Here is an 11,359-nt window from a genome sequence, read left to right on the forward strand (position 1 = left end):
CGGCGTCTGGGTCGTCACAAGCTGACCGGACGTGGGCGCCGCGATGACCGGAGCCGCCGGAGCCACCGTGTCGACAGTGAAGGGAACGGAGGTACTCGCAGGGCCCGTGTTGCCCGCGGCATCCCGAGCCGTCGCGGAGATCGTGTGTGCCCCTTCCGCGAGCGTCGAGGACGCGCAGGACCAGACACCGGAAGCATTGGCCGTCGCGGTGCACAGGATGGTGGTGCCCTCACGAACGGTGACGGTGCTGTTCGCTTCCGCCGAGCCGCTGAGCGTCGGCGTCTGCGTGGCGACCACCTGGCCGGGCGTGGGCGAAGCGATGAGCGGAGCCGCCGGAGCGGTGCTGTCCACGGTGAAGGGAACGGAGGTGCTGGCCGGGCCGGTGTTGCCCGCTGCATCCCGAGCGGTCGCGGAAACCGTGTGGGCACCGTCCGTGAGCGTGGAGGACGTGCAGGACCACGCACCGGAGGCATTGGCCGTCGCGGTGCAGAGCACGGTGGTGCCTTCGCGCACCGTCACGGTGCTGTTGGCCTCCGCCGTACCGGAGAGGACCGGCGTCTGGGTCGTCAAGGTCTGGTTGGCCGTGGGCGCGGTGACGACAGGCGCCGCCGGGGCGGTGGCATCCACGGTGAAGGGGACGGACGTGCTCGCCGGGCCGGTGTTGCCCGCTGCATCCCGAGCGGTCGCGGAAACCGTGTGGGCACCGTCCGTGAGCGTGGAGGACGTGCAGGACCAGGCACCGGAGGCATTCGCCGTCGCGGTGCAGAGCACGGTGGTGCCCTCCCTCACGGTCACGGTGCTGTTCGCCTCCGCCGTGCCAGACAGCGTCGGCGTCCGGGTGGCGACGAGCTGCCCGGACGTGGGCGACGCGATGACGGGCGCCGCCGGCGCCACGGAGTCCACCGTGAAGGGGACGGACGTACTCGCCGGACCGGTGTTGCCCGCGGCATCCCGAGCCGTCGCGGAGATCGTGTGCGCCCCTTCCGCGAGTGTCGCGGACGTGCAGGACCAGGCACCGGAAGCATTGGCCGTCGTGGTGCACACCACCGTCGTGCCGTCACGCACGGTCACGGTGCTGTTGGCCTCCGCCGTACCGGACAGGACAGGCGTCTGCGTGGCCACGGTCTGACCCGAAGTCGGCGCCGTGATGACCGGAGCCACAGGGGCCACCGAGTCCACCGTGAAGGGAACGGAGGCGCTGGCCGGACCGGTGTTGCCCGCCGCGTCCCGCGCCGTCGCGGAGATCGTGTGCGACCCCTGCGCGAGCGAAGGCGACGTGCAGGACCACGCACCGGAGGCATTGGCCGTCGCGGTGCACAACACCGTCGTGCCCTCGCGCACGGTGACGGTGCTGTTGGCCTCCGCCGTGCCGGAGAGGACCGGCGTCTGGGTGGTGACGGTCTGGTTGGCCGTGGGCGCGGTGACGACCGGTGCCACGGGGGCCACCGTGTCCACGGTGAAGGAGGTCGTGCTCGCCGGGCCCGTGTTGCCCGCGGCGTCGGTGGCGGTGACGGTGGCCGTCTGGGCACCCTGGCCCATCGCCGAACCGGACGTGCAGGACCACGCACCGGAGGCATTGGCCGTCGCGGTGCAGACCGTGACTCCCCCGACGACGACGTTGACCGTGCTGCCCGCTTCCGCGAAGCCGCTGAACGTGGGCGTCGTGCTGCTCACCGCCGAGCCGCTCGTGGGCGCGACAATGACCGGCGCCGCCGGAGCCGTCACGTCCACCACGAACGTGCGCCCGCTGGACGCGGGGCCGGTGTTGCCCGCCGCATCCTGCGCCGTCGCCGTCACCGTGTGCGAACCGGAAGGCAGCGCCATGCCGGACGCGCAGCTCCAGGCGCCCGTCGCGGCGTTGGCCGTGGTGGTGCAAAGGACGGTGGTGCCCTCGCGCACCGTGACGGTGCTGCCCGCCTCCGCCGTGCCCGTGAACGTCGGCGTCGCCGTGTTGAGCTGCGCGTTCTGGGCGGGCGTGGAGATGACCGGAGCCACCGGCGCCGTCGCGTCCACGCTGAAGCCGACGGACGTCGTCGGGCTGAGGTTGCCGCTGGGGTCCGCCGCCTGCGCGGTCACGGTGTGCGCGCCATCCGCGAGCTGCACGGCGGAGGCGCAGCTCCAGGCGCCGGACGCGCTCACCGTGGCGGTGCACAGCACCGTGGTGCCCTCGCGCACGGTGACGGTGTTGCCCGCTTCCCCCGTGCCGCTGAAGGTGGGCGTGCGCGTCGTCAGCGTGGCGTTGGCCGCGGGCGCCGTCACGGCCGGCGCGGGCGGACCGCTCACCGGCGTCGTCGTGGGACCGGTCCCCACCGGCGGCGAGGACGGGAAGGACGTCTCCGGCGCGCCCTGCTGCCCGGTGCTGCGCACGACGGCCTGGTTGTCGATGCTCCCCGTGGCCCCCACGTTGATGGTCACCCGGAAGACGAGCGTCGTGCTCTCTCCGATGTTGATGACGCCGCCCTGCGTGGCGTTGGCGCCCGTGCCCAGGCGCACCGTGAGCCGGCGGTTCGCGGCGTCGTAGTCGCCCTGGTCGTCCCCCGTCGCGTCCGTCTTCGCGCCGGTGTTGGCGCCCGCCGTCACCCGCAGCGTGCCCGGCACGTAGGTGACGTTGGTGGGCAGCGTGTCCGTGAGCACGGTGAGGATGCCGGAGTCATCGCCCGTGTTCGTCGTCTGCACGGTGTACTCCAGCACGTCGCCGCCGCGCAGGCCGCCGTCCGGACGCGGCGACACGGCCGCCACGCTCTTCACCGTCTGGATGAAGTCCGGCTTCTGCGTGGAGATGGACGTGATGAACGCGCCCAGCAGGTACTGGTCCGCCGCGGAGGTGGCGGACACCGTCGCGGACGTCTGGCCCGCGGAGACGCGCGCGGTGATGTCCACGACGTCCAGGTCCATGCCTTCGAGCGTGGCCGGCGTGCCCGCGAAGCGCGGCAGGTCCCCGGCGTTGCTCTGCGCCACGCCCAGCCGGCTGCGCGTGCCGTTGAAGAAGTTGTTCGCCGGGTTCTGCGCGTCCGACAGGGCCACCCCGTTGAAGTTCAGCGCGTCGCCCGTGTAGGAGGACTCCCCCTCGTAGGCGATGACGCCCAGCTTCGCCGTGTAGCCAGAGGCCGGCACCAGGAAGCCGGACAGCGTGGCCGTCGCGCTCGCGCCACTGCTCACCGAATCCAGCCCGTCGAAGAGGGTGAGGTTGCGCAGGGGATCGCTGGCGAGCCGATAGAAGACGACCATCGCCCAGCCGGAGTAGGGGAAGGTGTCGCTGACGTTGCGGAAGTCCATCACGTCCGCGCCGGAGAGCAGGTACGCGCCCGTGCCGTACTGCTGCACCAGCGCCGTCACGTCCGCCGTGGACTGGTAGGCGTAGTTGCTGCCGCTCGTGTAGCCCTTGCTGGAGTCCGCGGTGATGACCGTGGAGAACGTCCCCACCCGCGCCAGCGTCACGGACGTCCCCGGGGACATGGTGCCCGTGCGGCTCGCCACCGAGCGCACCGCGCCCCAGTACAGCCGCGCGTACGTCACCACCGCCCCCGACGGCAGCGCGAGCACCGCCTGGCTCTTCGCGCTGCCCGGCGCCACCGACGTGTCCGCGGACGCCGTGCTGCCGTCGGTCGTCCAGTGCACGTCCGCCGCCTGGTCGTCGATGTTGGTGCCGCAGGCGCCCACCGTGCCCACCAGCGGCGCCGGCGTCCCCGTGCGGCACTCCTGCGACAGCGTGTTGCCGAACAGCACGAAGTCGCCTCGCTGATCCATCTGGTAGCGCAGCGACGGAGCCGCGGACGCCCCGAGCGGAAGCAGCGCCAGCAACACCAGACACGCCAGCGTCCAGGCCAGCGTGGAGGGGGCTGCGTCCCGGAACCAGGCGAAGGAGGAGTCGTCGGAGGTGGGGTCCATGGGGGGCTCTTCGATGCGGCGGCTGCGAGGGTCAGCGGCGCAGGCGACCTCCCAAGAGCAAGCCGAGGGCCAGCCCGAGCGGATGGTCGAAACCGAATTCTTCCGGGCGCTTGGAATGGAAGCCCTGGTCGCGCGGGGCGCCCTGTCCTGTTTGCGGATCCAGTTTCCGGAATCCGGATCCGCTGTCACCCAAGTCCCGGCGCGTCACCGCTCAAGGCACGAGGCGACGCGCGAGTTCCTGGCGCGGTGCTTCGAGCAACTGCGACACGTGCACCGCCAGGTCCGGCAGCGGCTGGGGCTTGCTCAGCACCAGGTCCACGCCCAGGGCCTGCGCGCGCGAACCCAGGTCCGGCGTCGCGAACGCCGTCAGCAGGACCATGCGTGTGTCCGGAGAGGCCTCGCGCAGCCGCTCCGCGATGATGAGCCCTTCCTCGGACTGCGTGCCGCTCAGGCGCAGGTCGCTGATGACCAGGTCGTACCGGCCATGCTTCACGCGCTCCAGCGCCTCGTCCAGGTCCGTGGCCGAGTCGACCTCGTACCCCGCGCTGGAGAAGAAGCGGCCCAGGACCCAGCACAGGACCGTCTCGTCATCGATGATCAGCAGGTTCCGGGGCACTCGGGGAGGCATGAGCAAGGCTGGGGCCAGGGCTCGGGAATAAAGCGCAAAGACGTCTTTCCGGCCGTTTGGCCTGGCCGGAAAGCGTCCGTCGCGGGCGCTTGTCCAGCTTGCGGATCCATTTTCCGGAATCCGGACCAGAACCGGAAACGCCGCGCGCCTGGCTTCCTAGCGCATCGGGATGGGCTGGGGCCGGTCCTCGTTGGCCGCGGAGGGGATGAGCGCGGACAGGTGGAGGATGAGCACCGGCATCAGCTGCGGCTTGGGCAGCAGCTTCGTGATGCCGCTTGCCCACGCCGTGTGCCGCACCTCCTCCAGGGGCAGCGCCGTCATCAGCAGGAGGGGGATGTGCGCGTCGTGCAGGCGCAGGTCGCGCGCGAAGCGCAGGCCTTCCTCCATGCCGGGCCGGCCGAAGGGATGGTCGATGAGGACCGCGTCGAACAGGTGGGTGTCCAGCAGGCTCCGCGCCTGCCCATCCGTGCGAGCGGTGAGGACGGTGAAGCCCGCGGCCGTCAGGTGACGCGCCGTCGCCCCACGAACCGGGGGCTTCGAATCGAGGAGGAGGATTTTACCGAGCATGCACAACAACAGTGCAGCGGTTGTGCCACGCGCGGCGTCATCCGCCAATCCCAGTCATTGCAAGGGATTGGCGGAGGGAGGGGGAGGGCCCCTTCCAGTTCCTGGACCGGGCTCCGGAATCTGGAACCTGGAACCTGGCCCACGGGAGGCCGCCGCGCCGCCACTTGGGGGGCTCAGGGGGGCGGCCCCCGGGTGCGAGCGCTCAGATGTTGATGCTCTGGGGGATGAGCGAGGGGAGGAGATAGGGGTAGGGCTGGTAGCGAGCCGCGTTGCGCTGCGCGATGACGTGAAGGACGCGATCGAAGCCGCGGGCATCTCAACGCTCACCTTCCTGGAGCCGGAAGACTGGGTGGGATGACGGATTGCCCCGTCATGCATGCGGCCGGGTCCCAGGCACGCAGGCCCACGAGGGCCACCTCCAGGAGGCGGCTCTTTGCGCGCGGGGTGCTACGGCACGATGGTGGTGCACTGGAAGTTGCGCTGGGCTGAAGCCGTGGCGCCCAGCGAATCCGTGACGGTCAGCGTCACCTGGTTCGGCTTTCCGATGGTGCTGATCGCGCAGGTCCCTTCGATTCGCGTGTTCGTGGGGCCGGTGGCCACGGAGTCGATGGTGACGTAGGCGTTGGACGTCCAGTTGAAGCGATAGGGAGGCGTTCCGCCACTGGCTCCGCCGTTGCACCCGTAGAAGCCGTTCCCCAGGTTGGTACAGAAGGAGATGCCCGCGCTCAGCGTCGTCAGGGCCTGTCCCTCCTCCTGGAGGGCCTGCGTCTCCGCCGCGTTCGGGGCCTCCTCCATCGGACCGCCACAGGCCAATGACAACAAGGACGCCGCGAACATCATCGGAAGGGTGATGCTTGGGAGCTGCCTCATGGACTGTCTCCTGTGCGGCCGGATCGCTGAATCAGAGACTAAGCCGCTTTTCGTGAGAGATTGGCAAGCACCGCACATGGAAGAGCTTTTCGTGGGGCCGTGAAAACGCGGAGGGCAGGGCGGCCGAGGCTCAGTGGGCCGTGGCCCTGGCCCGCTCGATCTGGCGCGCACGGGCACAGCCCTCGTTGATGCCCAGGTCGCACGCCCTCTTCAGGTCGGACAGCGCAGCCTCGAGGTTGCGCAGGTGGTAGTGCGTCCCACTGCGCTCGAGGTAGGCGAGCCCGTGCTCGGGATTGCGCGCGAGGAAGGCGTCCCAGAGCGGGAGGATTTCCGCGAAGCGCTGCTCTCGCGCCAGGGCATAGTCCCGCTGCTGCACGGCGCGGAAGTCCTCCGGCGTCTCGGCCTGCGCCTCCTTGCCCTGCGCCTGCAACGGCGAGGTCGCGACCCGGGTGCGCCAGCGCGCCACCTCGGGGTCGCCCGGGGCGAGCTCTCCCGCGAGCTCGAGCAGGCGCAGGGCCTCCTCGCGGTGTCCGGCCCCATGCTGCTCATAGGCCGCGTAGACCAGCCCCTTCACCACGCCAGGCCGCAGGGACCGCCCGTCGGCGTCCGTCTCCTCCAGCCGCAGGCCGTGCAGGAGATCCTCTCCCGCGGGTCCCCACTTCCGGCTGGAAGCGAGGATCCGGGCGCGCTCGAAGTAGACGTCCGAGCGAGCGGGCCGCAGGGTCACGGCCCGGTTCGCCTCGACGAGCGCGGCGTCCAGGGCCCCGGTGCCGCGCAGCCGCTTCGCCCGCGCCAGCCGGAACTCCCAGTGTTCACCGGCCGAAAGCGCCTGGGCGAGCAGGCCCAGTGCCCGGTCGTTGTCGTCCTCGACTCGCGGATCATCCGCGCGGTCCCAGTCGGCGAAGCCGCGCAGGAAGCCCAGCTCGGGGTGAGCGCGGCTCTGGGCCAGGGCGAAGGCGTCCATCTCCTCGTAGGAGCCGCCCCAGCGGGGAGTCAGGCCGTGGAGGTAGACGCTCCGGACGTCCGCGCAGGAGGGGCACTGCTCCGCGGCGCGGGCGAAGACGCGCTCGCGATTCTCGCGGTCGCCGAGCGCGGTCGCTACGTTGAGCAGCGGCCTCGCCGCCGCGACCGCTTTCGGATGGAGCGCCCAGGCGCGGGTGAGGTCCGGCACCGCACGCTCGAAGGCCTCATGCATCCCGGCGAGCTCCTCCTCCGCCGTCGCCCTCACGAGCCTCGTCCCGCGTCGCAGGTAGCCCACGTTCACCCAGTGGGTACCCCGTGCGAGGTAGGGCGCGAAGGAGCGCGGTGACGCCTCCACCCAGGCGTCGAGGAGCTCCGCCGAGTCGGGGCCCCGTTGCCGAGCGCCTGGATGCCGTCCGTCATCCAGTGCTCGTCCTGTGGGTTCGACTCCATGCCCCACTGGAGCTGCTCGACCGCCAGCGTCAGATCCTCGAACTGGCGGCGGAGCAGGAGCGCGCGCAGCGCCACCCCGTCCACATGACCCCGCGGAACCCCGCCCTGCTCGCCCCCGGCTGGCGCCACGACGGGGAGCCCGCGGGGCGCGGGGCCCGGGGCAGGCGTCAGGACAGGCTCCTGGCGGCCGCGATGCGCGCCTCGGCCGCGGCGTGCTGCCTGGCCTGGAAGGCCTGCACGGCAAGCCCCGCGGAACCCAGGCCCAGCAAGAGGACTCCCGCGCCGAGCGCGGTACGAAGGTGAGCATATGGCGTGGCACCGTAGCAACCGACCACGTGGCGCGCTTGGGCGACGCCGCGGTGCGCGCCGGACCGCGCACCACGGGGGCCCGCTCACTCCGCCCGCTTGCGGCGCCGCGACATGATGCGGCTCAGGGCCACCTCCGTGATGCCGAGGTAGGCCGCCACGTCGCGCTGGGGAATCCTCCCCTTCAGGTGGGGATGCTCCTCCCAGAACTTCACCAGGCGCTCCTCCGCGGACAGCTCCAGGAACTCCTGCTCGCGGCGCTCCTTGAGGATGAAGTGCTGCTCCGCCACCCGGCGCGCCAGTCGCTCCCAGCACACGTGGCCCCGCTCCAGCGCCTGGAAGTCCTGCGTCTGGAACACCAGCACGTGGCTCGGCTCGAGCGCTTCAATCGCTGTCATCGACGGCAGCCGCTGCAACATCTCCGCATAGGCGCCAATCAGCTCGCCCTCGGCGCGGAAGGCCTTGATGGACTCGCCCCCGCGCGGCGACACGCGCACGCCCCGGAAGACGCCCCGCAGCACCACCGCGAACCGGTCCGCCGCGTCTCCCGGCCGCAGGAAGAGCTCCCGCTTCGCGAGCGACTGCTCCTGCGCCACGGCCTCGGCCTTCACCCACTCCTCGGGAGGCAGCGGGGCCAGGGTGGCGAGGCGCTCGAAGAGCTTGGGGAATCTCACGTCGCGGGGACCGGGGCTTGACCTGGGTTAAGGCGGAGGCGGCTTGGGGAAACATATACCGGGGGCATGTCCCTCAACGTCTATGCCGTGGCCACGCCCTTCGTCATTGCCCTGGCCCTGGCGGAGTTCGCCTGGTGCGTGGCGCGGCGCAACGGCTACTACAGCTTCCAGGACTCCATCGCGAGCATGGGCACGGCGGTGATGAACCAGTGCGTCAACGTCGCGGTGGCCCTGCTGGTGCTGCCCCTGTTCACGCAGCTGGGCCAGTTCGCGCCGTGGCGGCTGGACGCGTCGTCGCCGCTGTCGCTGGTGGCGCTCTTCCTGGGCGTCGACTTCCTCTTCTACTGGTTCCACCGCTTCGGGCACCGCACCAACCTCGGCTGGGCGGCCCACTCGCCGCATCACTCCACCGAGGAGCTCAACTACGCGGTGGCCCTGCGCGCGAGCGTGACGCAGCGCCTCTTCTCCTTCCTCTTCTACTGGCCGCTGGTGCTGGTGGGCTTCCCGCCGGAGGCGGTGCTGGCGATGGTGGCCTTCCACCTGGTGCTCCAGTTCATCCCCCACACGCGCGTCATCCCCAAGCTCCCCAGGTGGGTGGAGTCGTGGCTGAACACGCCGTCGCACCACCGCGTGCACCACGCGCGCAACGACGCGTACATCGACAAGAACTACGCGGGCTTCCTCATCATCTGGGACCGGATGTTCGGCACCTACGCGGAGGAGACCGAGCCGTGCTCTTACGGGCTGACGACCCCGGCGAACACCTGGGACCCGACGGCCATCAACTTCCAGGCGTGGGCCCGGCTGGTCGCGGACGCCGTCGCCACGAAGCGCCCGTGGGACAAGCTGCGCATCTGGGTGATGCCCACGGGCTGGCGGCCCGCGGACCTCCCTCCGCGCGCGCTGGGGTACTGGAAGCAGGAGGGCGCGGAGGTGAAGTACCACTCGCGGGAGCTGCCCGGCGTCCGTGGGTACCTCGTCTTCCAGCTGTTCGCGGCGATGCCCTTCATGCTCCTGGTGAGCCACCATGCCTCACCGCTGTCGGGCTGGCAGAAGGTCGCGTTGAGCCTGCTGCTCTGGGCGATGGCGACCGCCTGGAGCGGGATGCTGGAGTCGAAGGGGTGGAGTGAGCCGCTGGAGCTGGCGCGGGTGCTCGCCATGGGCGTGGCGGTGACGCTGTGGCTGGTCTGGGCCCGCGCGCCCCAGGCGTGGAGCGCGCTCACGGCGTCGTGGCTGATGGTCTCGCTGATCTGGCTGCGGGTGGCGCGCGCGGGCGCCGGCCGGAGGGCCCAGCCGACGTCCTCCCCGGGCTGACGACGGGTGTCTGTCCGTGGCACCGCGAGTACGTGAAACATGCTGTAGCAGGGCTGATACAGAATTCCTGCAAGGTATTTATCGCCATCTTCTCGTGTTTCTCTCGACTTCTTGGTAATCGAGATTGCCAAAAGGAGCCGGAAGAATGCACACCTTGAACAAGCTCTCGGTCGCGCTGGTGTTGGGTCTGTTGCTCGGCGGCTGCGGCGTCACGGACCTGGGCGGAGAAGACGTCACCCGTCAGCTCGAGCAGGACTTCGGTGGCCCGAGCGGCCTCATGGACTTCTTCGACAGCCACACGGAGGAGGAGATCCGGGAGGCGCTGGCGCCCTACGGCGTCGGGTACGTCACCCACGGGAACGTCACCGCGGAGCTGATCAGCGACTGCCCGAAGCTCTTCCCGTCGACGACCGGAGCAAGTGGCACAGCTTCGACGGCGAGTACTACTTCATCGACAGCGTGGGCCGTCCGAACCGGGCGTACAAGGACCTGCCGAAGATCACCGCCGCGCCGCGCGTCGACTCCTGTCAGACGAACGTGGGGCAGTGGGGGGACGCGGAGAACCCCAGCAACGACTACGACGGAGGCCACATGATCGGCTCACAGCTCGGGGGCTGGGGAGGCCGGGCGAACCTTGTGCCGCAGGATGCCAACTTCAACCGTGGCAACTGGCTGCAGCTTGAAAACAAGATGGCCAAGTGCGGGAGCCTGCCGAACGGCCGGCTGCGCTACTCCATTGGCGCGAACTATCCGAACTCCACCGCGCTCATCCCCAACAACCTGACGATGCAGATCACCAACCAGTCCACGGGGAGCTCCGTGTCCATGTCCTTCTCGAACGTGGACTACGGCGGCTCGAACGGCACGACCGAGCGGACCCGTGGCGTGAACTGGCTGTCGAGCCAGGGGTGCAACTGAGGAAGGCCGCCGGGTGCCATCCCGGCCGTCTTCTGGACAGGGGTGGCTTACCGGGGCAGATGTAGGTGCACCGATGGCCTCCCGTCCGCCCCCAGCGCGCACCTCCACCGTCCGGACGCAGAAGACGAAGCAGCTCTCCTCCGGCGCCCGGCGCGTCGTGGGGAAGCGCTCCATCCCGGGCTGGGGTCGCTGGGCGCTCGGCGGGTGGCTGCTGCTCGCCCTCTGGCTCGGGGTGGAGTTCGCGCGGCTGCCTGACGTGGGCTCGTTGCGGACGCAGAACCCGCGCTCCACCGCGCTCATGGCGCAGCGAGCCGAGGAGGCGCTCGAGGCGGGCAGGAAGCCCCGCGCGCGCCAGGCCTGGGTGTCGCTCGGCGCGGTGGCCCCGCACGTCGTGGACGCCGTGCTGATCTCCGAGGACGCGCGCTTCTACCGGCACGAGGGCGTGGACTGGACCGAGGTGGAGAACGCCTTCGAGCAGTCGGTGCGCGAGGCGCGCCTGGGGCGCGGCGCCTCCACCGTCACGCAGCAGCTGGCGAAGAACCTCTACCTCTCCACGGACCGCAGCCTGCTGCGCAAGGGCAAGGAGTTGCTGCTCGCGCGCCAGCTGGAGACCCACCTGTCCAAGCAGCGCATCCTCGCGCTGTACCTGAACGTCGTGGAGTGGGGGGAGGGCGTCTACGGCATCGAGGCGGCGGCGCGCGAGCACTTCGGCGTCTCGGCGCGGGCGCTCAGCGTGGCGCAGGGCGCGATGCTCGCGGGCATGCTGCCGGCCCCGCGCCGC

9 protein-coding genes are annotated in these 11,359 nt (G+C 70.6%); 3 read left to right on the forward strand and 6 right to left on the reverse strand.

The genetic code is table 11. The annotated features are described in order from the left end of the window. From ACLEQD_RS17470 to ACLEQD_RS17495, 6 genes are all read right to left on the reverse strand, one after another. The coding region (locus ACLEQD_RS17470; RefSeq protein ID WP_410385399.1) for an Ig-like domain-containing protein at positions 1–3,888 on the reverse strand (3,888 nt) is incomplete at its 3' end. 211 nt (positions 3,889–4,099) lie between these two features. Then, complete coding sequence (locus tag ACLEQD_RS17475) at positions 4,100–4,516, reverse strand: response regulator (protein WP_410385401.1); 417 nt, start codon at positions 4,514–4,516, stop codon at positions 4,100–4,102. A gap of 156 nt (positions 4,517–4,672) precedes the next feature. Continuing rightward, positions 4,673–5,083, reverse strand: coding sequence for a response regulator transcription factor (locus ACLEQD_RS17480; RefSeq protein WP_410385403.1), 411 nt, complete (start codon positions 5,081–5,083; stop codon positions 4,673–4,675). A 447-nt stretch (positions 5,084–5,530) separates the two neighbouring features. Beyond that, complete coding sequence (locus ACLEQD_RS17485; protein WP_410385405.1) at positions 5,531–5,953, reverse strand: hypothetical protein; 423 nt, start codon at positions 5,951–5,953, stop codon at positions 5,531–5,533. A 130-nt stretch (positions 5,954–6,083) separates the two neighbouring features. Then, positions 6,084–7,271 (reverse strand): DUF4034 domain-containing protein, encoded by a 1,188-nt coding sequence (locus tag ACLEQD_RS17490; protein ID WP_410385407.1) that lies wholly within the window; start codon positions 7,269–7,271, stop codon positions 6,084–6,086. Between the two features lie 487 nt (positions 7,272–7,758). Next, entirely contained in the window at positions 7,759–8,346 is a 588-nt protein-coding gene (locus ACLEQD_RS17495) for a Crp/Fnr family transcriptional regulator (protein ID WP_410385409.1), read from the reverse strand. Positions 8,347–8,412: 66 nt separating this feature from the next. On the opposite strand from ACLEQD_RS17495, the gene ACLEQD_RS17500 reads away from it, so the two are divergent. The 3 genes from ACLEQD_RS17500 to mtgA form a co-directional block, all read left to right on the forward strand. Continuing rightward, positions 8,413–9,660, forward strand: a complete 1,248-nt coding sequence (locus ACLEQD_RS17500) for a sterol desaturase family protein (protein ID WP_410385411.1) — start codon at positions 8,413–8,415, stop codon at positions 9,658–9,660. Between the two features lie 459 nt (positions 9,661–10,119). Continuing rightward, positions 10,120–10,578 carry a DNA/RNA non-specific endonuclease gene (locus ACLEQD_RS17505; protein WP_410385413.1) on the forward strand — a complete coding sequence of 153 codons (459 nt, stop codon included), beginning with the start codon at positions 10,120–10,122 and terminating at the stop codon, positions 10,576–10,578. Between the two features lie 73 nt (positions 10,579–10,651). Then, positions 10,652–11,359, forward strand: a 708-nt coding sequence (gene mtgA, locus ACLEQD_RS17510; protein WP_410385415.1) for a monofunctional biosynthetic peptidoglycan transglycosylase, incomplete at its 3' end; no start/stop codon positions are given.

It is taken from the genome of Corallococcus sp. 4LFB (assembly GCF_046520365.1).
In the GTDB taxonomy this organism is placed as follows: domain Bacteria; phylum Myxococcota; class Myxococcia; order Myxococcales; family Myxococcaceae; genus Corallococcus; species Corallococcus caeni.